Raw genomic sequence first — 23,786 nt, forward strand, 5'->3', positions numbered from 1 at the left:
TCCCCTAACTTTTCGGCTTTTTCAACCGTTCTTCCAACTCGCGCCTTTTTTGTTCTAATTCTTCTTCCGTTTTCGCTTGTTTCCGCTCAAATTGTGAATAATCTGTTTGGAGCCAATCTGGCAACAATTCGGTACGAATCGGCTTTTTAGAGCCTTTTTGTTCTTTTTCTTTCATAAATGTTTCATATTCACGCGCTTCTTTTTTCGCTAATTCCATCGCTTGCTTCACTGTCCGCACTTTTTTCCGAGCCCATGAACTTGCAATTTTTTCAACATATTTTTTCGGTAATTTCATATCCGTGCGCAACATGACGTAATAAATAAGCACGTTCATAACACCTGGTGTCAATTTTTGTTTAAACATAATCTCTTCAATGAGCTGCAAATCTGCTAACGCTGGCTCAACTCCACCAGAAAAGTCCATAAGCAACTGTCTCGGTGAAACAGTTTCGAGCTGTTTCATTAAATATTCTTCTTCGTTTTTTGGTTCGATGTGCGCCATCGTCCGTTCCGCTAACGGTTGCACATGATCATACAGACGCGGGAGTGCTTCCCCTCGTTCAAATTGATACCATTCTTGCGCTGCTTTTCTTAATGCTTCGATATCAATTTGTTCAGCCGGATCAATGACGCTCATCACAATTTTTTGCATGTCAAGCGGACCAATGCCATACAAAAAGGAAAGCTTTTTGATTGCATCTTTCACTTTTTCCGTAATGGCGCGCCGCGGCACAAGATGATGAGACAGTCCTGCATAAAACGCATCGAAATCAAATATATCATCGCGCATTGTATACATCGCTCGTTCTTTTCCGATATACTGCTGTCCGTCTTGAAGCATAACCTCTTGTTTTGCTTCATCACTTAACTTATGAATCAACTTTTCCGGTTGGATAGATGAAAATACATCGTGAAATGAGCGAGTCACGGGCATAAACGAAGTGCGATCAATCATATGATCAGAAAAAAACTTTTTCAGCTTTTGAAATTTTGTTCTCCCTACACGGTCATACAAAAATACGTTTAAAACCCCATCATTGAAAAATTGTTCAGGTGTAAGTGGAAGGCGAAGTTCATAAATAAATACGCGCTCATCATCTTCATTCGTTCGTTTCATATACGTATTTAACAATCCAATCCCTTCAAGTTTTAAGCGTTCAGCATAAATAGTCGGCAAACTACATTGCATAATCGCCATTAAGCTATGATGCGTCGTCTCTTCACTCCATAAGCGTGCTTGTTCTAGCTCGCTCCATAACGTCATATATAAGCTATATGCTTGCGCACCAATTAAAGGTTGATATAAAAGTGTCAATACTTTTCGGTCTAGCTCGCTTAGCACTCCGTTCGCATGTACGATATATCGGTCGACCGCAATTAACTCTTTCCAACTATATTCCATATTATCGACCTTCTTTATATGAAAAAGAGCGCATTATGCTCTTTCTCCTTGTTCTTTTTTAATGAGTTCTTTTAATTCTTCGATAAAGACGTTTAAATCTTTAAACTGACGATACACTGAAGCAAATCGGACGTAAGCCACTTCATCGATTTTTGATAACCGTTCCATCACCATTTCTCCGATCGTTTCACTTTTCACTTCGTTCATGCCATTATTGCGCAATTCCCGTTCAATATGCCGCGTCACTTCCTCTAATTGTTCAAGCGCAACCGGGCGCTTTTCACATGCTTTAATGAGCCCGCGCAATATTTTTTCACGACTAAATTCTTCTCTCGTCCCTTCTTTTTTTACAACGATCAGCGGCGTTTCTTCTACCCTTTCAAACGTTGTAAAACGAAAATGGCAACGCTCACATTCTCGGCGGCGACGAATGGAACGCCCTTCATCGACTGGACGCGAATCAAGAACACGCGTTCCATTATGGTGACACGATGGGCACTTCATATGTATCAGCTCCCTGCCAGTAATCTTACCCTTATAGTAGACAAAAAAAGGCGCATATACAACTACTTGTCGCTATATATTCCCGATCCGATATATGTTAATTGTTTAGATAATTGATCATATAAGCGAATAATAAGTTGACGGCTAAATCCGAAATCAATCGGAAGCCATTTCGTTTCTGTCGTCACCGAAAAATCAATTGCTGTTTCAAACGGTCGAACAGAAATAATTGTCACGACGATAAACACTTTTTTTCCTTTCGTTAGCGATACGCTCAGTTCTCCACGTTCTTCTGAAATCGCTACAATATCGCAACCGTCCATTTGTTCAAACATTTCTTTTACCGCTTTTAATGCAGCCGCTTGCGTCGTTTTATAATAGCGGCTTTTTAACTGTTCATCCGGGTGACGTTCAGATGTTTCATTATGATTCGTTAATACGTACTTCCATTTCACCTTTCATCTCCTCGCTTTGCACAAATGATAAAAAAGAGGTGCAGAATCTACACCTCTTTTTCTCTTACATTTTATTATAAAGCTTTCGCTTGTTTAATTTCAATTGGACCCATACCACGAGGCAATTCAATCGTTTCCCGCGTTTGCGCTCCTAACGCCTCTGCAATATAGTCAGCTGCAATTGTTGGATCTAAATGCCCACATGTGTAAACGTCGATGCTAGCATAACCATGTTCAGGAAAACTGTGAATCGTTAAATGTGATTCGGAAATGATGACGACGCCGCTAACGCCTTGTGGTGCAAATTTATGAAACGCAACTTCACGAATTTCAGCACCAGATTTTAGTGCGGCATCAACAAATGTTTTTTCAATAAACTCCATGTCATTCAACTTATCAAAATCGCATCCCCAAAGTTCTGAGATAACGTGACGACCCATTGTATCCATGATCGTATCCCCCTTTAATTAATTTTGAAAAAATAAACGATGAATTTCTTCTGCTTTCTGGAATGTATAACTACCACGGGGGAAAGTTAGTCCAAAGAGGTCCTAACCCTTTAAGTAGTCACATTACCACGCGTTCAAGAAGTTCACGAAAAATAGTATACTTCGTTTATATATATTTTTCAATATTGTTTTTTATTTTTTGTAAAATGGGTATGAAAATAACGCTGGGATCCCCAGCGTTATGACATTGCGATCGCTTCGTTTTTCAGCAATTGTTTTGCGACAAGTTTTGTTAAATCAACAACTCGGCACGAATATCCCCATTCGTTATCATACCATGCTAATACTTTCACTTTGCGATTTTCGATCACCATCGTTGATAAGCCATCGACAATGGAAGAATGTGGATTTGTGTTAAAATCAATGGACACAAGCGGTTCCATCGTCACGTCTAAAATGCCTTTTAACTCCCCGCGAGCTGCTTGCATAAATGCTTCATTCACTTCATCGACCGTTACATCTTTTTTCACATCGACAACGACGTCAACAAGTGAAACGTTTGGTGTTGGAACGCGCAGCGCCATGCCGTGCATTTTTCCTTTTAAATGTGGCAAGACGAGCGCTAACGCTTTTGCTGCACCTGTCGTTGTTGGAATGATCGATTGTGCACACGAACGTGCACGGCGCAAATCTTTATGCGGATTGTCAATATTTTTTTGATCGTTTGTATATGCATGTACCGTTGTCATAAGTCCATTTTCGATGCCAAACGCTTCATCAAGCACTTTCACAACAGGCGCTAAACAATTTGTCGTGCATGAAGCGTTTGAAATGATAACGTGCTCTGGAGAAAGCATATGTTCATTGACCCCTATAACAATCGTTACATCTTCATCTTTTCCTGGCGCAGTTAAAATGACGCGCTTCGCCCCTGCTTCGACGTGCATCATAGCTTTTTCTTTTGCATTAAATTTTCCTGTTGCTTCAATGACAATATCAACTTGAAGCTCCCCCCATGGCAATAACCGTGGATCGCGCGAATTTAACAAACTTACTTTTTTTCCGTTTACAATCAAACCATCTTCAACCGGAATGACATCCCCGTCAAATTTACCGTGGTTTGAATCATATTTTATTAAATGAGCTAACGTTTCAGGCGGATAGCTCGCATTAATCGCTACAATGTCAAAATCATTTTCAACAATCGCTTTTCGGAACACCATTCGCCCAATGCGTCCGAACCCATTAATCGCTACTCTCGCTTTCATTATATAGCCCCTTTCGATATATATGTTATACTATTTATCTGTAATATACAAAAAAAGTATAACATTTTTAATGTGTTTATGCTACAAAAAATAAAAAAAGGGCATCCTATTTTTCAAGGACACCCCAGTGCATTAAACATTCATACAATTGTTGTTTCGTTTCTTCAATCGTTCCGTTATTATCAATGACCGCATCTGCCTTCTTTCTTTTTTCTTCAAGCGGCATTTGTGCTTTTATACGCGCCCATGCTTCTTCAAACGAAAAGCCATTGCGCTCGCAAAGGCGCCGAAGTTGAATTTGTTCATCTACATACACAACGAGAATACGATCAACGAGATGTTCAAGCTTGCTCTCAAATAAAAGAGGAATATCCAAAACAATTGCTTTTTTCGCTTGTTTCATATACTGTTCTTTTTGTAACAACATATGTTTGCGGACAAGCGGATGAACAATGGCATTTAACTGTTTTCGCTTTTGCTCATCGCCAAATACGATCGTTCCAAGCTTGCGACGATCAATCGCCCCGTTTGTATCTAAAATGTCGCGCCCAAACGTTTCTATAATCGGCTTATATGCCTCGCCATCAACTGCTGTGACACGATGAGCGATTTCATCTGCATCGATCACAGGAATATGTAACTCACGGAACATCGCAGCGACCGTACTTTTTCCGCTTGCGATGCCCCCTGTTAATCCAATCGTTAACACTGTTGTCACCTCTACCTCATTTTAAAAATCCCAAGCACGATGAGCAGAATCCCAGGCAAAAACGAATATTTTTTTAACCATTTATATTTCCCAAACACCTTTCCGACTTTTAAGCCGCTAAATAAGAAACAAAAGCTAAGCAAACAAACGAGAAACGTAGTAAACGTCACGGAATAATTTAAAAGCGCTGCGCTCACTCCAGCTCCAAACGCATCAAGTGATAACGCCACACCTAAAAATACTGCTTCCATTCCTGTAATCGTACCCGATCGGTCAAAATCAGCCATCGTTGGTTTGCGTAAAATTTGAATGACAATCCCAAGCGAACGAATTTCTACATTCATAATAAACTTTTCTTCATTTTTATCTCGCTTGAGCACGGATTGAATAATCATCCATAATCCTAATATGATCAATATACTTCCACCGATAGCGTTGGCAACAATCGGTGAAAAAAGCACATACATGATCCGCCCAATGCCCATTGCAACTAAAAAAGTCGTGCACGAACAAAGCGAAATAATGAGCAATGAACGAAGCGGAATATATACATTCCGCATGCCATACGTAATTCCAACGGTGAAGCCATCAATGCTAACCGCTAAAGCAAGTAAACATAACGACCATGTGATCACATGCGTTCGCCCCTTCCTTTAAAAAACTACCATAGTATATGGAAGGGGCTGACGTGATGTTCTTACACTATATTTGGCAATATTTACAATAATGCGTGCCACGATTAGCTACAACTGTTTTTATAATTGGATTTCCGCACCGACGACAAGGCATATTCACACGACCGTATACGTACAATTGTGTTTGAAACGTCCCCGTCTTCCCTTGCGTGTTTACGTACGTTCGAACGGTACTTCCCCCTTTTTCAATCGCTTCTTGTATCGTTTGAATAATCGCGCTATGCAACGCTTCGATTTCTTGAGTAGTTAGCGTAGCCGCTATGCGTTCAGGGTGAATGAACGAACGAAACAACACTTCATCGACATAAATATTACCTAATCCTGCAACAATCGTTTGGTCAAGCAATGTCGCTTTGATCGTTCGCTTTGTCCGTTGCAGCTGCTCGCTAAGCCATGAAACGGTAAACCGCTCATCAAACGGCTCACGTCCGACCTTCGACAAAGGAGGAACGCGTAATTCCTCTCCTTTATCGAACAAATGCATCGTCCCAAATTTGCGCACATCACGATAACGGAGTTCCGTACGATCGGTAAATGTAAAAAAGACGTGCGTGTGCTGATCAAATGGGGCACTTTCTTTTTCGTATATATAGCGTCCTTCCATGCGTAAATGGGAAACGAGAACGACATCATCAAATTGAAATAGTAAAAATTTCCCACGACGATGAATATCGTGAATCGTCTGTCCTTTCAACCGTTCACAAAACGTGGCTACATCAGGGTGCTGAATAATTTTTGGCCAATGCACTTTCACACGTTCGATCGTTTTACCAACAACAAGAGGAAGCAATGTGCGTCGCACCGTTTCGACTTCAGGTAATTCTGGCATGCTCGTTCATCCTTCCTTACTTTGCATCATACCATGTCGGTCCAAAATGATAATCGACTTTTAATGGAACACGTAATGAGACAGCGTTTTCCATTACATCGGGAACAATGTTTTTCAACAAATCTACTTCCTCTTTTGGCGCTTCTAAAATGAGTTCGTCATGTACTTGCAGCAACAAGCGGGCTTGCAGTCGTTCTTCATGCAGACGCTTAGCTAAATCAATCATCGCTTTTTTAATAATATCCGCAGCGCTTCCTTGAATTGGGGTGTTCATCGCTGTTCGCTCAGCAAAACTGCGAACGTTAAAGTTACTACTTGTAATATCCGGCAAATAACGGCGACGATGAAGCAATGTCGTCACATATCCTTTTTGTTTTGCATCTTGCACAATTTCTTCCATATATCGTTTTACACCAGGATAACTTTGGAAATATCGTTCAATAAATTCAGCTGCTTCTTTACGCGTAATGCCTAAGTTTTGTGACAATCCGTAGTCACTAATCCCATAAACGATGCCGAAGTTAACCGCTTTTGCTTGACGGCGCATTTGAGCAGTCACTTCTTCTTCTTTCACATGAAAAATATCCATCGCTGTTTTCGTATGAATATCTAAATCATGATGAAACGCTGCAATTAAATTTTCATCATTTGCTATATGGGCTAAAACACGCAACTCAATTTGCGAATAGTCAGCAGCAAAAATGACCCAATCATCAAAAGATGGAACGAACGCTTGCCGAATTTTTCTCCCTTCCTCAATACGAATCGGAATGTTTTGCAAATTCGGCTCCGTTGAACTTAAACGCCCCGTTTGCGTCAGTGCTTGTTGGAAAATTGTATGCACTTTACCTGTATCTTGACGTACGACTTTCATTAATCCTTCTACGTACGTCGATTGTAATTTTCCAAGCTGACGATAATGCAAAATTTGTTCAATAATCTCATGGTATGGCGCTAACTTTTCTAAGACGTCTGCGGACGTCGAATAACCTGTTTTCGTCTTTTTCACAATCGGCAACTGAAGTTTCTCAAATAAAATCGTTCCAAGCTGTTTTGGAGAATTGATGTTAAATGTCGTACCTGCTAGTTCATAAATGCGTTGTTCAATTTGTTGAAGTTGGGCAGTAAACTCTTTGCCCATATCTTGTAGACGATTCACATCTACTTTTACCCCTATAAACTCCATTTCTGCCAAAATGAATGTAAGCGGCAATTCTAAGTGAATAAGCAATTCAAATTGCTCATTTTGCTTTAATTCATGGATATATGTTTCTTTTAACGAAGCGATCGCTTTTGCTTTTCGTACGAGATGTTCAGCTAATACGTCTGTGGGTGGAATCGCTTGCTTTGCTCCTTTGCCATACACTTCTTCATCGCTTTGTACTTCTGTATATTGCTTCGTTTTAGCAACGGCTGCAATATCTCCGTTTGCATCTGTTGGATTGAGTAAATACGCGGCTAATAACAAGTCAAAGTCAATGCCTTTTAGTTCAATACCGTTCCACTTTAACGCGACTATCGCTCGTTTTGCGTCAAACACACTTTTTTTACATTGTTCATCCTCAAGCCACGTTTTAAATACAGATGACGCTAAAGCAACGTCCGTTGGAATAAAAAAGTGCCCGCGTTCATTGACAAGCGCAAAACCGAGAATCGGTGCTCGATGATAATTCACATCAATGACTTCGACAACAAGAGCGCTCTCTTTTGTCAACATTTGTTCATCAATCGTTTGAACAGTCTCAAAAGAAATGTTCGTTAACGATGCTTTCTCATGTGAAGGTTGACCGATTTTGTCCATCAATGAAATAAAACCGAGCTCTTGGAATAACGCTGCCACCCGCTCGCTATCATATGACTCCCATGCTAATTCATCGAGCGATAACGTCAGCGGAACATCGCGATGAATCGTTGCTAGCTGTTTACTTAATAACGCTTGTTCACGATACATTTGTAAATTTTCCTTTAGTTTTTTTCCCGAAAGATGTTCAATTGACGCAAGCACGTTTTCAACCGTTCCGTATTCTTTCAATAACTTTAGCGCGGTTTTCTCTCCAATCCCAGGAACTCCCGGAATATGATCTGACGTATCACCCATTAATCCTTTCAAATCAACAATTTGTGCTGGGGTTAATCCATACTTTTCATGCACATGTTGTGGGGTATATCGCTCCATATCTGTTATCCCTTTTTTCGTCACATGTACATGAATGCGATCAGATGTTAATTGGGTTAGATCGCGATCTCCTGAAATGATGACAACACGAAAACCTTCCTTTTCTGCTTGCGTAGCGAGCGTCCCGATAATATCGTCTGCTTCGTAATTTTCAAGCTCATACGTACGAATGTTATACGCATCAAGCAACTCGCGTAAAAACGGAAACTGTTCCGATAGTTCTGGTGGTGTTTTTTGTCTCCCGCCTTTATATTCGGTATACAATTCATGACGAAACGTTGTTTTCCCTGCATCAAACGCAACGAGCATATGCGTCGGCTTTTCTTCTTCAATGATCTTCATTAACATCATTGTAAAACCGTAAATTGCATTTGTATGAATTCCTTTCTCATTATGTAAAAGCGGCAGAGCAAAAAAAGCTCGATAAGCGATGCTATTGCCGTCGATAAGCACTAATTTGTTTGCCAAACCGAAAACCCTCCTCTTTATTCGCTTACGCTTATTTTACCACGATCATTGCGAAAAAAGAAAAAAGACGAGAACATTCGTCGTCCTCGCCTATTCCAAGACAATCGGTTTCTTGGATGAAGGGGTTTTCACATGCTATCTTACCAATATTTTTTTAATATATGGTAAATCATTTGTAAATATATCGTTAAAAATCATTCACTTATGCAAGCATCTATATGGAAATGAACAGTAAATGTCGTGCCTACACCGACTTTGCTTTTTACAGAAATCGTTCCGTGATGCGCCTCAACTAAATGTTTTACAATGGCTAAGCCAAGACCTGTTCCACCTGAATTGCGACTTCGTGCTTTGTCTACACGATAAAACCGTTCGAAAATGCGCGGAATTTCTTTTTGTTCAATCCCGATGCCTGTATCGCTTATATGAACGCGCACTTCCTTATCGTCTTTTTCAACGTAAACGGTGACACGCCCGCCAGCTGGTGTATATGTGATCGCATTACTAATTAAATTAATGAAAATTTGTTTAAGACGATGTAAATCACCGTACATGTAACAAAGTGGTGTATTTGATGTCCATTCAATTGTAATTTGTTTGTCGTTCGCTTTTGCTTCAAGCATGACAATGACTTCTTTTAATACTTCATGCAAGTTAACGACTGATACATTTAGCGTAAATCCTTGTTGCTCAATTTTTGATAAATCAAGCAAGTCTTGAATTAAATGTTGCAATCGTTCACTCTCTTTTAAAATAATCGTTAAAAAATATTCAAGCGTTTGCGCATCATGCATCGCTCCATCTAATAGCGTTTCCGCAAACCCTTTAATTGAAGTAATCGGTGTTTTTAATTCGTGCGAAACGTTCGCCACAAAATCTTTTCGCATTTGCTCGAGCTTTTTTAGCTCAGTAATATCGTGGAACACAACAATAATCCCTTTCCACTCATCATTTTTTCCAATAATCGGTGTTCCGTATACTTCAAAATGTTTTCGCTCAATCCCAACGGGAAGAAGCAATTGTTTACGTACATTCACTTCCGTCATAAATATTTCTTCTACAAGCGCAATGACTTCTTTATGAGGGAACGCTTCATAATATAAACGATGAACATAGTCAGACGGATCGATATGAAACATTTCTTTATACGCGCGATTCATCAAGGAAATATAACCTCGTTGATCAATTAAAATTAAACCGCTTCCCATATTTTCAATGAGCGCACGCAAACGATCTTGCTGCATTTCTTGCATGCGCACCATCTCTTGTAAATTGCGCGCTAAAATGTTTAATGACTGACTAAGCATCCCTGTTTCACCTTCGCGGCTTTCATACGTTCGCGCTTTATAATTGCCTCGTGCAAGCTCCATCGCTACTTTTGTCGCGGCTTCAATCGGTTTTGTATATTGGTTCGTAATTTTAATTCCTAATAAAAGAATAACGAAAAAAGCGATGCTTAAACTGAACGTAAGCAACAGCCAAATTTGTTCATTTACCTGTTCAATCGCATCCATAGGCAAACTGATGACGATGTTTCCCAGTCGCTTATCACCTTGCCAAAACGGAACGGCATAATAGTACAAATTTTCATCTTCCTCAAACATGACCGACCGATCTTCTTGCTTTAATAACGTTTGAATCATTTTTTTATGAAGCTTTTCGTCAATCGCTACGTAATTGTTCGTATCAAATGTCAACTTCCCTTCCCGGTCAACAATCGTGATGCGAGCGGACAACATATCGCTAATGGTTCGTAATCGTTGTTCAAACGGCGATGAGTGAAGCGATACATTTTCCATATATAGTGCTAAAAGCTTTGCTTCTTTCTCCATTCGGTCATGCACGGTGTCGGCATAAAATTTTTGGAATAGTTGGCCTAATAACAAGCCAAGCCCAAATAAAACAGATAAAATGACCGAAATAAGTCCAAGCAATAGCCGAGAGCGAAATTTATTCATCCGCTTTTGGCTCCTCTAGCTTATATCCTAATCCGCGTATCGTTTTAATGTATACTGGCTTTCGCGTATCTTGTTCGATTTTTTCACGCAAATGGCTAATATGTACATCGACAATGCGCGTATCTCCCGCAAAATCATAGTTCCAAACCGCGCTTAGCAATTGGTCGCGCGTCAGCACACGCCCTTTATATTTCACCAAATATGCCAACAATTCAAATTCTTTTGGAGTTAGTTCTAATCTTTGTTCTGCAAAATATGCTTCATAACGATCTGGGAAGATTTTTAATTGTCCGACGATGAGTGAATCGTCGCTGTCTTCTTGCTTTTCTTCTTGTCCATGAATAGTTGTTCGGCGTAAAATAGCCTTGACGCGCGCAACAACTTCACGCGGGCTAAACGGCTTTGTCATATAATCGTCAGCGCCTAATTCAAGCCCAAGCACTTTATCAAACTCATCATCTTTTGCTGTTAACATTAAAATTGGAGTCATCACTTTTTGTTGACGCAATTGTTTGCACATGTCAATGCCATCTAATTTCGGTAACATTAAATCGAGAATAATAAAATCAGGACGTTCCTCTAATGCTTTATTTAGCCCTTCTTCCCCATCATAAGCAGTCAATACAATAAATCCCGCCTGTTTTAAATTGTACTCTAATAACGTGACGATTGAATGCTCATCATCGACAACTAATACACGTTTTGACATAGCCATCCTCCAACAACGTAAATTTGTTACATTCTTATTATAACGAGTTATTTTTAAATTCAATCGTTTGAGAAATAATGTGACTTCCTGGTCCCGGCAAATATTTTGAAATAGCTGATGTAATAATGCCTGTTAACATAATGGCTGGTACAATCGGACGTTTCAATGGCGTTTGAGATGCGTAGTCATGTTGAATATAAAGCGGATTAGCATCGTTTGTGAGCCCTAAATATAACAATAAGTCTTTATCTTCAATCGCTTCCGTTAATACGAGCTTCTCCCCAACTGAAATATCTGAAATTAAACGTCCAATTTTGCGTTTTTTGCTTAGCATGTCCATCTCCCCTTTGTTTGACCATATACAAAAATTCGGGGAACGTCCCCGAATTTTTTATTATTGTAACATTTTCATCACGTTTTTAACCGATTCAACAGATTTCGCTAATGCAGCTTTTTCTTCCTCAGTTAGTTCAAGTTCGATCACTTTTTCAATTCCGTTGCCACCTAAAATCGTTGGCACCCCTAAATAAATGCCTTCATATCCGTATTCGCCTTCTAAATAAGCGATGGCTGGAAGAACTCGGCGCTGGTCTTTCGCGATTGCTTCAACCATTTCAGCAAGCGAAGCAGCTGGTGCATAATAGGCGCTACCGTTTCCAAGCAAGTTGACGATTTCGCCGCCACCTTTACGCGTACGTTCAACAATGGCATCTAAGCGCTCTTTTGGAATTAACGTTTCAAGCGGAATGCCCCCTGCGTATGAGTAGCGCACAAGCGGCACCATATCATCTCCATGACCGCCTAAAACAAATCCTGTAACGTCTTTGACAGATAAATTTAATTCTTGCGCAACAAATGTACGGAAACGTGCGGTATCTAACACACCTGATTGACCGATGACGCGGTTTTTCGGGAAGCCTGATTCTTTAAACACTGTATATGTCATTGCATCAACTGGATTTGTTAATACAATAATATAGCAGTTTGGCGAGTATTTGACGACTTCTTTCGTCACCGCTTTCATAATGCCTTGGTTTGTCGTGACTAAGTCATCACGACTCATCCCTGGCTTCCGGGCAATTCCAGCTGTAATGACAACAATATCAGAATCAGCCGTATCCGCGTAATCCGATGTACCAATAATGTTGGCGTCAAAACCGAGAACCGGGCTTGATTCAAGCATATCGAGTGCTTTTCCTTTTGTCGGATTTTCCAATTGTGGAATATCGACAAGAACGATATCACCAAGCTCTTTTTGCGCCAAAATAAACGCTGTTGTCGCTCCCGTAAATCCAGCACCGATAATTGAGATTTTTTTACGTTTCATACCCACGTTCTTCCATCCTCTTTTTTATTTTATTCCCCCATATTTTGAATGAGGGCATCTGCAAATTGTGAGCATTTCACCTCTGTTGCGCCTTCCATTAAACGAGCAAAGTCATATGTGACTACTTTAGATGCAATCGTTTTTTCCATTGAATCAATAATCAATTTCGCTGCTTCGTTCCAACCGAGATGCTCAAACATCATCACGCCTGATAAAATGACGGACGATGGGTTCACTTTATCTAATCCTGCATATTTCGGTGCAGTTCCATGCGTCGCTTCAAAAATAGCATGACCTGTTTCATAGTTAATGTTTGCACCTGGTGCAATGCCAATGCCGCCCACTTGTGCTGCAAGCGCATCAGAAATGTAGTCACCGTTTAAATTCATCGTCGCAACGACATCAAATTCGCGTGGACGAGTTAAAATTTGTTGCAAGAAAATATCTGCAATCGCGTCTTTAATAATAATTTTTCCTGCTGCTTCTGCTTCCGCTTGCGCTTGATTTGCAGCTTCTTTTCCGTGCGTTTCAACGATGCGGTCATATTCCGCCCATGTGAACACTTGGTCACCAAATTCTTGTTCAGCTAATTCGTATCCCCAGTTTTTGAACGCACCTTCTGTATATTTCATAATGTTTCCTTTATGAACGAGCGTAACCGATTTGCGACCATGCTCAATCGCATATTTAATTGCTGCGCGCACTAATCGTTTCGTTCCTTCCTCTGAAATCGGCTTAATACCGATGCCTGACGTTTCTGGGAAGCGAATTTTGCGAACGCCCATTTCATTTTGTAAGAAATCAATCAATTTCTTCACTTCTGGTGTTCCTTTTGCATATTCAATACCTGCATAAATGTCTTCCGTATTTTCACGGAAAATCACCATATCTGTATCTTCAGGGCGTTTTACTGGCGAAGGAACTCCTTTGAAATAGCGAACTGGACGTAAGCATACAAATAAATCGAGCTCTTGACGAAGCGCAACATTCAATGAACGGATCCCGCCACCTACCGGCGTTGTCAACGGCCCTTTAATCGCAATTATGTATTCACGAATCGTATCGAGCGTTTCTTGCGGCAACCATTCACCTGTCAATTTAAACGCTTTTTCACCTGCGAGCACTTCTTTCCAAACGATTTTCCGCTCACCTTTATAGGCTTTTTCAACAGCTGCTTCTAATACGCGCGAAGCCGCTGCCCAAATATCTGGACCTGTTCCATCCCCTTCGATAAATGGAATAATTGGATAGTTTGGAACGTTTAATACTCCATTTGTAACCGTAATTTTTTCTCCTTGCATCACGATAACGACCTCCAAATGATGTAGTATAAAAAAGGTGAGAAAGGCGAGTTTCTCACCTTGAGCAACCATTGTTATGCATGTTATGCACGTTCTTCAAGCGGCACGTATACTTGTCTCGTAGGTCCTGTATATTCGGCACGTGGACGGATGAGACGGTTGTTTTCGTATTGCTCCAAAATGTGTGCAAGCCATCCAGACATGCGGCTAATCGCAAAAATTGGTGTAAATAAATCATGATCAATTCCTAAACTATGGTAAACAGAAGCGGAGTAGAAGTCAACATTTGGTGGCAAACCTTTTGCCGATGTAACGATCTCCTCGATTTTCACCGACATGTCATACCAATGTGGTTCACCTGTTAACTTCGTCAATTTTTCAGATATTTTCTTCAAGTGCTTTGCACGTGGGTCTCCATGACGATACACACGATGACCAAAGCCCATAATTTTTTCTTTATTATTTAATTTGTTATGAATGTACGTTTCTACATTTTCAAGCGTGCCGATTTCCGTCAGCATTTTCATTACCGCTTCGTTCGCTCCACCGTGGAGCGGCCCTTTCAACGCTCCAATCGCTGCTGTAATGCCAGAATATACATCAGATAAAGTCGCAACACAGACGCGCGCTGTAAATGTTGAAGCGTTCAATTCATGATCTGCATGCAGCACGAGCGCTTTATTAAACGCTTCCTCAGCGATCGGATCAGGCTCTTTGCCTGTTAGCATATATAAAAAGTTTGCTGCAAAGCTTAAATCTTTACGCGGTGGCACAGGCTCTAATCCTTTTCGAATGCGCGAAAACGCTGCAACGATCGTTGATACTTTCGCCTGTAAACGAACGGCTTTGCGATAGTTTGCTTCCGGATTCATCGCTTCTGCTTCTTCATCGTACATGCCGAGGAATGAAATCGCTGTACGAAGCGCTGCCATTGGATGAACTTGATCAAGCGGATACATTTTAAAATGATCAATGATTTGTTGCGGAATATCAGCATTTTCTGCTAACTGTTTTGTTAACGTCTCTAACTCTTGTTTGTTTGGTAATTTGCGATGCCAAAGCAAATAAACAATTTCTTCAAACGTTGCGTGTTCTGCTAAATCATCGATATTATACCCAACATATGTGAGCGTATCATCGATGATCGAACTAATTGTGGAAGTGGTTGCTACAACCCCTTCGAGACCGCGAGTTACCGCCATGCTACATCTCTCCTTTTCTCTTTTATTCCCCTTTTCCCATGCAAAACGCGTCGTCGAGCGATTGCTCAAAACAACTGAATAAAAACGCAAAGAAAATGCTTACATTTTGTTATATATTCACCTAGTCGCTTCACGAAGCGAGCAGGGGAATATACACGATAGTTTCGTACATGCTCCACTATTATTATAAACAATTATCAGACTTTTGTGAACTAAAAGAAGGCATAATTCAATTATTATAAAAAAGTAATAAATCAAGAAAATATATCAACAATTTTCATGAACACATACGCAATGCCAGCACCAATTAACGGACCGACAGCAACACCTTTAAATAAAGATACAGCTAAAATCGTTCCAAGCACGAGCGTGGTCGTCATATGCGGATCTTTCGCAAGCAACGTCACGCCGCCCTTCGCTAATAAAGCAACGGCAATCCCAGATAATAGCGCGATCCATGCGTAAATCGATCGAACGGACTCTGTCAGTTCTTTAAAACCTATTTTCCCAGATGCAATCGGAACTAATACAGCAATCGTAATGATTGTCACACCGAGATTTATTCCTTTTTGTTGTAAATAAGGAAAAACTTTTGAACCCACCCCGATACTTTTCACAAAAAGTAAAACAAGGACAGCCACAATAAGAGAATGATTTTTCGCAATCATGCCAATGACAAGAAGAATGAATAAAAAAATAAACGGCTGCATCAAGTATCCCCTCCTTCTCTGAAACTTTTCCTTTTTTTCCATTGTATATTATAATAGTCGTAAATGACAAAAGACGGGAGGTGAGGGAGTGTCGAATCAATATTTGTACAGTTCCCTGCGTTTTTTATTTGTGATCGTGGTGACCATCGCTGGATTAGCAAGCTTATATTATTTGTCCACGTTAACGTATCCGTTTTTAATTGCGTTAGCGATCGCCTTTTTCATTAATCCGATTGTCGATGTAATGGAGAAAAAAGCAAGAATGCCAAGGGCGCTGGCAGTCATCGTTGTGTTAATTTTTTTACTTGCACTTGTTGCGGGGCTTTTCACTCTTCTTATTGCAGAAATTGTGGCAGGGACACAATATTTAGCGACGGTTGTCCCAAACCATTTTCAAAAACTCGTTGTTTATATTGAACAGTTTGTCGCCAGCCAGTTGATTCCGCTATACAACCGGCTAGCTACACTATTTAAAAATTTAGACACGTCACAACAAGATACGATTATGACGAACATTCAATCCGTTGGAACAAAAATTGCCACAACGGTCGGACAATTTATTCAAAATATATTACAAAATATTCCTTCGATTATTGGATGGTTGCCTAATTTTGCAACAATCTTTATTTTTTCGTTGCTCGCTACATTTTTTATCAGCAAAGACTGGTATCGTTTAAAAGCATTTTTTCAAAAACTGTTGCCAAACAAAGTGCAAACAAGTACCATAAAAGTGTTTGCAGAATTAAAAAAAGCGCTATTTGGTTTTCTTAAAGCGCAAGCGACACTTATTTCCATTACAACGTTGATCGTCTTAGTTGGCTTACTTGTGTTGCGAGTAGAATATGCAATTACCATCGCTCTTATTATTGGCATTGTAGATGTGTTACCTTATTTAGGAACAGGTTTAGTTTTCGTCCCATGGATTGTTTACGCAGCGATGAGCGGTGATACTCATTTTGCGATCGGTCTTGGCGTGTTGTATATTGTCGTTCTCGTGCAGCGACAAGTGATGGAACCGAAACTTCTTTCCTCTAATATCGGGCTCGATCCGTTAGCTACATTGATCGCTTTATTCGTTGGTTTCAAATTGATCGGGTTTCTCGGCTTAATTGTCGGACCTGTATTACTTGTCATTGGCCGCACGCTACATCATGCTGGTGTATTTCAAGATATTTGGCATTTTATTATTGGAAAAAAAGAAGCATAAGCTCGCGTTTGCTTATGCTTCTTTATTTTCGAATGTAAATCCACGTTTTTGTATAAAAAATCCATTTAAATACGCGCACAAGCCAAGGTTTCATTTTCTCTCGCGCGAACGGGAAAAGCAAAATAAAACCCGCGATATCAGTAATAAACCCTGGTGTTAACAACAACGTCCCACCGACTAAAATACAAACACCGTCTAATAACGCATCGCTCGGTATACGCCCGTTCATCAACTCATGCTTCGCCCGTTCAAGCGTATATAATCCTTGTCGCTTCGCTAAAAACGCACCGATGATGCCCGTCGCAACAATAAGCGAAAATGTTGGCCACACTCCAATCATCTTTCCTGACAACACAAGAACGACAATTTCTAACGCTGGAATAACGATAAAAAGGAGCAAAAAGATACTCCGCAACATACATCCCTCCAAAATAAGAAAAGAAGGGGGGCGTCCCCTTCTTTATTATAGCACGCTTGCATGACCGCGATAAATGGCACCAAAGCTGGCATCTACCGTAATATCTTGTCCATCTTTTAAAAGGGCTGTTGCATTGTTTACACCAACGATCACCGGAATACCCAAGCTTAAGCCGACAACAGCAGCATGGCTCGTTAAACCGCCTTCTTCTGTAATGATTGCGACAGCTTTTTCTAATGCTTTCATCATATCTGCATCTGTTGCTGGAGCAACTAAAATGCCACCTTCAATCATCTTTTCAAGCGCCTCTTGTGCTGTTTTGGCTACAACGACTTTTCCGAATGCCGATTTCCGCCCAATTCCTTGTCCTTTTGCAATCATATCGCCAATCATATGTACTTTCATTAAGTTCGTTGATCCTGTTTCGCCAACCGGAACACCTGCTGTAATGACAACAAGATCGCCATGTTTTACGATACCTGTATCAATAGCTGCTTCAACTGCAATATCAAGCATTTCGTCTGTCGATGTTGCATGTTGAGCAACTTGTGGGTAAACACCCCAAATAAGCGATAATTTACGTGAAACTGCTTCATCAGATGTAACCGCAATAATTGGCGCTTTTGGACGATATTTCGAAATCATGCGCGCGGTATGACCGCTTACTGTTGGCGTGACAATCGCTGCTACGTCCAAATTCAAAGCCGTATGAGCAACCGATTGTCCGATAGCATCTGTAATTGTTGTGCCGCTTCGTTTGCTTTGTTTCGATAATAAGTCGCGGTATTGTAATGCTTGCTCCGTACGCAAAGCGATGCGATGCATCGTTTGTACCGCTTCTACTGGATAAGCACCTGCTGCCGTTTCACCAGAAAGCATAATCGCATCTGTTCCATCAAAGATCGCGTTTGCCACGTCGCTTGCTTCCGCACGAGTCGGCCGTGGATTGCGTTGCATCGAGTCGAGCATTTGCGTCGCTGTAATAACCGGTTTTCCAAGCGCATTACATTTTTTGATTAACTCTTTTTGTACGAGCGGCACTTCCTCTGCTGGAATTTCAACCCCTAAATCTCCACGAGCAACCATTAAGCCGTCTGCGACTTCTAAAATTTCGTCAATGTTATCTACGCCCTCTTGGTTTTCAATTTTTGCGATAACTTGAATGTGCAATGCATTATGCGCCTCAAGCAATTCGCGAATTTCAAGCACATCCGAAGCACGACGAACGAACGATGCAGCAATAAAATCGATCCCTTGTTCAATACCAAAACGAATGTCAGCTGCATCTTTTTCCGTAATGCCTGGCAATTTTACTTTTACACCTGGAACGTTTACACCTTTTTTATTTTTCAGTACACCACCATTCAACACTTTCGTCTTAATCTCTTTTGCTGCTTCATTAACAGCTAATACTTCTAAAGCGATTAACCCATCGTCTAATAAAATTGTTGAACCGACGTGTACATCATCAATTAATCCTTCATAAGTAACCGAAAATTTTTCCGGCGTACCGAGCACTTCCTTCATAGAAATCGTAACTTCAGCACCCGTTTTTAGCTCAATCGCCCCGTTTTCCATGTTATGCGTACGAATTTCCGGTCCTTTCGTATCTAATAAAATCGCAACCGTTTTTCCAGTCATTTTTGCCGCTTCGCGAATGTTGCGAATACGCGCTGCATGTTCTTCATGATTTCCGTGTGAAAAGTTAAGGCGAGCAACATTCATCCCCGCTTCAATGAGTTGCACAAGCTTTTCTACACTTTCACTCGCTGGACCGATCGTACAAACAATTTTTGTTTTGCGCATAGACATCCTCCTACACTTTGTATATGGAAACGATACCATAAATAACCATCAAATTGAAAGTTCTTTTGATAACTCGTACATTTTTTGATCAACCGTATGTTTTTGCGCCAATGCTTCAATAATATCATGATCGACGAGTTGATTATTTTGAATGCCGACGCAATGTCCACCTTTTCCTTCAAGCAATAATTCTACCGCGCGTGCGCCTAAACGGCTTGCGAGCACCCGATCAAATGCTGTTGGTGAACCGCCGCGTTGGACGTGCCCTAATACTGTGACACGCGTTTCAAAACCTGTTGCTTCTTCAATGCGCTTTCCAAATTCAACCCCGCTACCGACACCTTCTGCAACGATGATAATACTATGTTTTTTGCCGCGCTCATGTCCTCGTTTCAAACGTGCGATAATTTCGTCCATATCATAATCAGCCTCTGGAATTAAAATGCTTTCGGCTCCGCCAGCAAGACCTGACCAAAGCGCAATATCACCAGCATGACGACCCATGACTTCAATCACATATGTACGCTCATGAGATGTTGCCGTATCACGAATTTTGTCAATGGCATCAATAACAGTATTTAACGCTGTATCAAAACCGATCGTAAAATCTGTTCCCGGAATGTCGTTATCAATCGTTCCTGGCACACCAACGCAAGGATAGCCGTGCTCTGTTAATTTTTTCGCTCCTTGATATGAACCGTCACCACCGATGACGACGAGTCCTTCAATACCATGTTTTTTTAACTGCTCAATTCCTTTTAACTGTCCTTCTAACGTTTTAAATTCTGGACAGCGAGCCGTATATAACATCGTTCCGCCACGATGAATGATGTCGCCAACATCTCCAATTTCAAGCTTTTTAATATTTCCGGCAATCAATCCTGCATATCCGTGGTAAATGCCGTACACTTCCAAACCGTGATAAATTGCTTTTCGAACAACTGCACGAATGGCCGCATTCATTCCTGGCGAATCGCCACCGCTCGTAAGCACACCAATTCTTTTCATTGCCCTTCACCTCTTTAAAAAAGTAAAATAAGAAGTATGATCTCTTACTTTAAGATAACACGAAGGTATAAGGAACACAATACATAATGAAATGTTTCACAAAACGTTGCTTTTTTCGCGCTACAAAAAGTTTACCCAAAGTCGTTTATTTCATGTAAAAAAGACCATCACATGATGACCTTTTTACATGACCGATACATGTTGTTGAGACTCAACAAAATCGCCGATCTTTTTATATTTCTCATATCTTTGTGTAATCAATTGTTCAGCGTTTAATGGAAGCAATTCACGCAATGAACGATGAAGCACTTCATCAATGTATTTCGCTTGCTCATCGACGTTTCGATGCGCTCCGCCACGCACTTCTGGAATGATTTCATCAATAACACCGAGCTGCTTTAAATCTTTTGCTGTAATTTTCATCGTTTCAGCAGCTTTTTTCGCAAGCGATGCATCTTTCCATAAAATTGCTGCTGCCCCTTCTGGCGAAATCACAGAGTACGTTGAATTTTCAAGCATATGAACATAGTTGCCGACACCAAGAGCAAGCGCACCGCCGCTTCCACCTTCACCGATCACAATGCATACGACCGGAACAGTTAACCCAGCCATTTCAAATAAATTTCGCGCGATCGCTTCACTTTGTCCACGTTCTTCTGCTGCTTTTCCCGGATATGCCCCCTTCGTATCAATAAAACAAATAATTGGGCGCCCGAATTTTTCTGCCTGCTTCATAAGGCGAAGCGCTTTTCGATATCCTTCAGGATGCGGCATACCAAAATTGCGACGAATATTTTCTTTCGTATCTTTTCCACGTTGATGACCGATAACGGTAACAGGCAATCCGCGATATTTTGCAATTCCTCCTACAATCGCTTCATCATCACCAAAACAACGGTCACCGTGACATTCGAAAAAGTTTGTAAACAATCGTTCAATATAATCAAGCGTTGTTGGTCGATTCGGATGGCGCGCAATTTGCACACGATCCCACGCGCTTAAGTTCGCATAAATGTCGTTTTCCAGCTTTTCAAGTCGAGCTTCTAATTTATTAATTTCATCGGAAAAGTCAACATCGCGATGCTTTGTAAATTCTTTTAATTCACTAATTTTTTTTCGCAATTCTACAAGCGGTTTTTCAAATTCTAATTCGTATGCCATTCTTCTCCACCTCGCGATTGGTGAATGTCTAATACATTCGTTAATGTGTCTTTTAGTTCATGACGCGGGATCACCGCATCTAGTTGTCCATGTTTCAATAAAAATTCCGCTGTTTGAAAGTCATCTGGCAATTCCTCACGAACGGTTTGTTCAATGACGCGCCGTCCTGCAAAACCGATGAGCGCCCCTGGTTCAGCAAAATTGTAATCTCCAAGCGAGGCGAAACTTGCTGATACACCACCTGTCGTCGGATGAGTCATGACGGAAATAATTAACCCACCTTGTTCACTAAACAGTTTTAATGCTGCACTTGTTTTTGCCATTTGCATTAAACTTAACACACCTTCTTGCATACGCGCCCCACCCGAAGCGGTAAAAATAATAAAAGGAACTGATTTTTTCATCGCTCGTTCAATCGCACGCGCAATTTTTTCTCCAACAACCGATCCCATACTTCCCATGCGAAAACGTGAATCCATCACCGCGATCACGATCGGAAAACCGTTAATCGCCCCTTCCCCTGTGACAACAGCTTCATTCAGCTTTGTTTTCTCCCGATCTTCCTCGAGTTTTTCCATATATTGAGGAAATTCGAGCGGGTTTTTAGAAAGAAGGTGACGGTCATATTCACAAAACGTTCCTTCATCTAATAAGCACGCAATACGTTCAGGAGCAGACATCGGATGATGATAGCCGCACGATATACAAACGCGTAAATTTTTCACTAGTTCTTTCGTATACATGATTTTTTTACACTTCGGACATTTCGTCATAATGCCTTCTGGCACGTCTTGCTTCGCTTGTTCAGATGGAATGGTGGCGTATTTCTTCTTTTTTGAGAACAAATCTTTCAGCACATGTTTCCCTCCCCTACTTGGTCCATTTCTAGTTTACCGAATTTAGACAACTTTTTTTATCATATTGTGTCAGTTCTCTTTCGACATTTTTTGCATCACGTATTGTTCATAAACGGCTGTTGCTTCTTCGCACGACCGCTTTTGGAGTGCCGTCCACATCTGTTCGTAACATTCGGAAGGGAGCTCGACCGTATATACGTGTTCAAAAAAATCGCTTAATACAAGCCATATGCGCAGCAATAAATAATTATCCGTTGCTTCCACAATCCGTCGGAAAAACGAATGATACGTACGTTCAGCTTGTGCAATGCGCTCGAGCTTCTCGTCCGTCATTCGTTTGCAAGCAAGCTGTAAGCACATTCTTTCCGTAAGTAGTTTGGTTTCGATTAAATCTCTTTTTTCCCGATTTCCTTGTAAAATAAACGAGCTGAGCAAATGAATAAGCTGATGATCCCCAAATGGCCTCATAAACGTTCCTTCTCCACGACGCGTTTCAATTAGCCCAAGCAACTCTAGTGCTCGGAGCGCTTCGCGGACAGAAGAGCGTCCGACTTGTAATCGGTCGGCTAGCTCTCGTTCAGATGGGAGCCGATCGCCAGGTTGAAGACCAGCTTCTTCAATCATACGATGAATTTGCCAAAACGTTTCAATGTACACTTTAGAGGTAGTCATGCTCGCTCTCACCTACAATGACTGCTAATTGCCGTGTTCGTTTTTCTACCTCTTTTGGATCGACAATCACTTGGGCCACTCCTGTTTCCATCGCAGCTTTCGCCACAGCAGCGGCGACTGCTGGAGCAACGCGCGGATCAAACGGAGCTGGAATGACATAATCCGCACGCAATTCATCTTCGGCAATTAAATGAGCAATCGCTTCAACTGCAGCTATTTTCATTTGTTCATTGACTGGTAATGCTGCTTCCGCCCCAATGTTTCCAAGTCCTAATACTGCGCTCCCATTCGATACAACCGCCACCGTATTCGCTTTTAATGTATAATCGTATATTTTGCTCGGTTCTTGATGGATCACTTTGCACGGTTCGGCCACACCGGGAGAATACGCCAAACTTAAATCATAGGCGTTTCTTAACGGCACTTTCGCTTTCACTTCAAGCTTTCCTTGATAACGTTCATGCATATGGAGCGCTTCTTCAAACAACGACACCA

The 23,786-nt window shown here is 41.0% G+C and carries 22 protein-coding genes and 2 pseudogenes; 1 reads left to right on the forward strand and 23 read right to left on the reverse strand.

Annotation, left to right across the window (positions count from 1 at the left end):
- Window positions 1-4: 4 nt before the first annotated feature.
- From ABEV15_RS04270 to ABEV15_RS04345, 16 genes and pseudogenes are all read right to left on the reverse strand, one after another.
- Entirely contained in the window at window positions 5-1,402 is a 1,398-nt protein-coding gene (locus tag ABEV15_RS04270; RefSeq protein ID WP_498852443.1) for a replication initiation and membrane attachment family protein, read from the reverse strand.
- Between the two features lie 33 nt (window positions 1,403-1,435).
- On the reverse strand, window positions 1,436-1,906 hold the full coding sequence (nrdR, locus tag ABEV15_RS04275) for a transcriptional regulator NrdR (protein ID WP_429633535.1): 471 nt from the start codon (window positions 1,904-1,906) through the stop codon (window positions 1,436-1,438).
- Between the two features lie 62 nt (window positions 1,907-1,968).
- Window positions 1,969-2,361 (reverse strand): cytosolic protein, encoded by a 393-nt coding sequence (locus tag ABEV15_RS04280; RefSeq protein ID WP_498852444.1) that lies wholly within the window; start codon window positions 2,359-2,361, stop codon window positions 1,969-1,971.
- Window positions 2,362-2,435: 74 nt separating this feature from the next.
- Window positions 2,436-2,810 (reverse strand): adenosylmethionine decarboxylase, encoded by a 375-nt coding sequence (speD, locus tag ABEV15_RS04285; RefSeq protein WP_012574217.1) that lies wholly within the window; start codon window positions 2,808-2,810, stop codon window positions 2,436-2,438.
- Between the two features lie 239 nt (window positions 2,811-3,049).
- Window positions 3,050-4,078 (reverse strand): glyceraldehyde-3-phosphate dehydrogenase, encoded by a 1,029-nt coding sequence (locus ABEV15_RS04290; protein ID WP_498852445.1) that lies wholly within the window; start codon window positions 4,076-4,078, stop codon window positions 3,050-3,052.
- A gap of 106 nt (window positions 4,079-4,184) precedes the next feature.
- Window positions 4,185-4,787 carry a dephospho-CoA kinase gene (gene coaE / locus ABEV15_RS04295; RefSeq protein WP_429633584.1) on the reverse strand — a complete coding sequence of 201 codons (603 nt, stop codon included), beginning with the start codon at window positions 4,785-4,787 and terminating at the stop codon, window positions 4,185-4,187.
- A gap of 11 nt (window positions 4,788-4,798) precedes the next feature.
- Window positions 4,799-5,422, reverse strand: coding sequence for a sporulation membrane protein YtaF (gene ytaF, locus ABEV15_RS04300; protein ID WP_498852446.1), 624 nt, complete (start codon window positions 5,420-5,422; stop codon window positions 4,799-4,801).
- A gap of 67 nt (window positions 5,423-5,489) precedes the next feature.
- Window positions 5,490-6,311 carry a DNA-formamidopyrimidine glycosylase gene (mutM, locus tag ABEV15_RS04305; RefSeq protein WP_498852447.1) on the reverse strand — a complete coding sequence of 274 codons (822 nt, stop codon included), beginning with the start codon at window positions 6,309-6,311 and terminating at the stop codon, window positions 5,490-5,492.
- Window positions 6,312-6,327: 16 nt separating this feature from the next.
- Entirely contained in the window at window positions 6,328-8,955 is a 2,628-nt protein-coding gene (gene polA / locus ABEV15_RS04310; protein ID WP_498852448.1) for a DNA polymerase I, read from the reverse strand.
- A 194-nt stretch (window positions 8,956-9,149) separates the two neighbouring features.
- The gene (pnpS, locus tag ABEV15_RS04315; protein WP_498852449.1) at window positions 9,150-10,913 is read right to left on the reverse strand and encodes a two-component system histidine kinase PnpS; all 1,764 of its coding nucleotides are present in this window, start codon (window positions 10,911-10,913) and stop codon (window positions 9,150-9,152) included.
- Window positions 10,906-11,622, reverse strand: coding sequence for a winged helix-turn-helix domain-containing protein (locus tag ABEV15_RS04320; RefSeq protein ID WP_498852450.1), 717 nt, complete (start codon window positions 11,620-11,622; stop codon window positions 10,906-10,908). Before ABEV15_RS04320 ends, pnpS begins: the two co-directional genes overlap by 8 nt.
- 52 nt (window positions 11,623-11,674) lie before the next feature.
- A pseudogene (locus ABEV15_RS04325) lies at window positions 11,675-11,962 on the reverse strand (hotdog family protein); the annotation flags it as partial.
- A gap of 54 nt (window positions 11,963-12,016) precedes the next feature.
- Window positions 12,017-12,955 (reverse strand): malate dehydrogenase, encoded by a 939-nt coding sequence (gene mdh, locus ABEV15_RS04330; protein ID WP_498852451.1) that lies wholly within the window; start codon window positions 12,953-12,955, stop codon window positions 12,017-12,019.
- 23 nt (window positions 12,956-12,978) lie between these two features.
- Window positions 12,979-14,253, reverse strand: a complete 1,275-nt coding sequence (icd, locus tag ABEV15_RS04335) for an NADP-dependent isocitrate dehydrogenase (RefSeq protein WP_429633925.1) — start codon at window positions 14,251-14,253, stop codon at window positions 12,979-12,981.
- A gap of 80 nt (window positions 14,254-14,333) precedes the next feature.
- Entirely contained in the window at window positions 14,334-15,452 is a 1,119-nt protein-coding gene (gene citZ, locus ABEV15_RS04340) for a citrate synthase (RefSeq protein WP_498852452.1), read from the reverse strand.
- 254 nt (window positions 15,453-15,706) lie between these two features.
- The gene (locus tag ABEV15_RS04345) at window positions 15,707-16,162 is read right to left on the reverse strand and encodes a DUF441 domain-containing protein (protein WP_498852453.1); all 456 of its coding nucleotides are present in this window, start codon (window positions 16,160-16,162) and stop codon (window positions 15,707-15,709) included.
- Between the two features lie 88 nt (window positions 16,163-16,250).
- On the opposite strand from ABEV15_RS04345, the gene ytvI reads away from it, so the two are divergent.
- Window positions 16,251-17,369 (forward strand): sporulation integral membrane protein YtvI, encoded by a 1,119-nt coding sequence (gene ytvI / locus ABEV15_RS04350; protein WP_498852454.1) that lies wholly within the window; start codon window positions 16,251-16,253, stop codon window positions 17,367-17,369.
- 22 nt (window positions 17,370-17,391) lie between these two features.
- Here ytvI and ABEV15_RS04355 read toward each other — a convergent pair whose 3' ends face one another.
- From ABEV15_RS04355 to ABEV15_RS04385, 7 genes and pseudogenes are all read right to left on the reverse strand, one after another.
- On the reverse strand, window positions 17,392-17,784 hold the full coding sequence (locus tag ABEV15_RS04355; RefSeq protein WP_429633929.1) for an FxsA family protein: 393 nt from the start codon (window positions 17,782-17,784) through the stop codon (window positions 17,392-17,394).
- A 48-nt stretch (window positions 17,785-17,832) separates the two neighbouring features.
- A complete protein-coding gene (pyk, locus tag ABEV15_RS04360) occupies window positions 17,833-19,593 on the reverse strand; it encodes a pyruvate kinase (RefSeq protein WP_498852455.1) in 1,761 nt (586 codons plus the stop codon).
- Between the two features lie 48 nt (window positions 19,594-19,641).
- On the reverse strand, window positions 19,642-20,601 hold the full coding sequence (gene pfkA, locus ABEV15_RS04365; protein WP_429633917.1) for a 6-phosphofructokinase: 960 nt from the start codon (window positions 20,599-20,601) through the stop codon (window positions 19,642-19,644).
- A gap of 183 nt (window positions 20,602-20,784) precedes the next feature.
- Window positions 20,785-21,762: an acetyl-CoA carboxylase carboxyl transferase subunit alpha gene (gene accA, locus ABEV15_RS04370; protein ID WP_498852456.1), complete on the reverse strand. Its 978-nt coding sequence runs from the start codon at window positions 21,760-21,762 to the stop codon at window positions 20,785-20,787.
- A complete protein-coding gene (gene accD, locus ABEV15_RS04375; protein WP_498852457.1) occupies window positions 21,747-22,619 on the reverse strand; it encodes an acetyl-CoA carboxylase, carboxyltransferase subunit beta in 873 nt (290 codons plus the stop codon). Before accD ends, accA begins: the two co-directional genes overlap by 16 nt.
- Before the next feature lie 69 nt (window positions 22,620-22,688).
- Window positions 22,689-23,291 carry a FadR/GntR family transcriptional regulator gene (locus tag ABEV15_RS04380; protein WP_498852458.1) on the reverse strand — a complete coding sequence of 201 codons (603 nt, stop codon included), beginning with the start codon at window positions 23,289-23,291 and terminating at the stop codon, window positions 22,689-22,691.
- 226 nt (window positions 23,292-23,517) lie between these two features.
- Window positions 23,518-23,784 (reverse strand): annotated as a pseudogene (locus ABEV15_RS04385) (NAD-dependent malic enzyme); the annotation flags it as partial.
- Between the last annotated feature and the right edge of the window lie 2 nt (window positions 23,785-23,786).

Source organism: Bhargavaea massiliensis (assembly GCF_050480245.1).
In the GTDB taxonomy this organism is placed as follows: Bacteria; Bacillota; Bacilli; order Bacillales; family Anoxybacillaceae; genus Anoxybacillus.

What these genes read in the sequence shown, in the direction of transcription:
- ABEV15_RS04380 (WP_498852458.1), bottom strand. Translation starts at nt 23,291, where the DNA reads ATGACTACCTCTAAAGTGTACATTGAAACGTTTTGGCAAATTCATCGT.
- accA (WP_498852456.1), bottom strand. Translation starts at nt 21,762, where the DNA reads ATGGCATACGAATTAGAATTTGAAAAACCGCTTGTAGAATTGCGAAAA.
- nrdR (WP_429633535.1), bottom strand. Translation starts at nt 1,906, where the DNA reads ATGAAGTGCCCATCGTGTCACCATAATGGAACGCGTGTTCTTGATTCG.
- speD (WP_012574217.1), bottom strand. Translation starts at nt 2,810, where the DNA reads ATGGATACAATGGGTCGTCACGTTATCTCAGAACTTTGGGGATGCGAT.
- ABEV15_RS04320 (WP_498852450.1), bottom strand. Translation starts at nt 11,622, where the DNA reads ATGTCAAAACGTGTATTAGTTGTCGATGATGAGCATTCAATCGTCACG.
- ABEV15_RS04345 (WP_498852453.1), bottom strand. Translation starts at nt 16,162, where the DNA reads ATGCAGCCGTTTATTTTTTTATTCATTCTTCTTGTCATTGGCATGATT.
- pyk (WP_498852455.1), bottom strand. Translation starts at nt 19,593, where the DNA reads ATGCGCAAAACAAAAATTGTTTGTACGATCGGTCCAGCGAGTGAAAGT.
- mutM (WP_498852447.1), bottom strand. Translation starts at nt 6,311, where the DNA reads ATGCCAGAATTACCTGAAGTCGAAACGGTGCGACGCACATTGCTTCCT.
- pfkA (WP_429633917.1), bottom strand. Translation starts at nt 20,601, where the DNA reads ATGAAAAGAATTGGTGTGCTTACGAGCGGTGGCGATTCGCCAGGAATG.
- ABEV15_RS04270 (WP_498852443.1), bottom strand. Translation starts at nt 1,402, where the DNA reads ATGGAATATAGTTGGAAAGAGTTAATTGCGGTCGACCGATATATCGTA.
- ABEV15_RS04290 (WP_498852445.1), bottom strand. Translation starts at nt 4,078, where the DNA reads ATGAAAGCGAGAGTAGCGATTAATGGGTTCGGACGCATTGGGCGAATG.
- citZ (WP_498852452.1), bottom strand. Translation starts at nt 15,452, where the DNA reads ATGGCGGTAACTCGCGGTCTCGAAGGGGTTGTAGCAACCACTTCCACA.
- pnpS (WP_498852449.1), bottom strand. Translation starts at nt 10,913, where the DNA reads ATGAATAAATTTCGCTCTCGGCTATTGCTTGGACTTATTTCGGTCATT.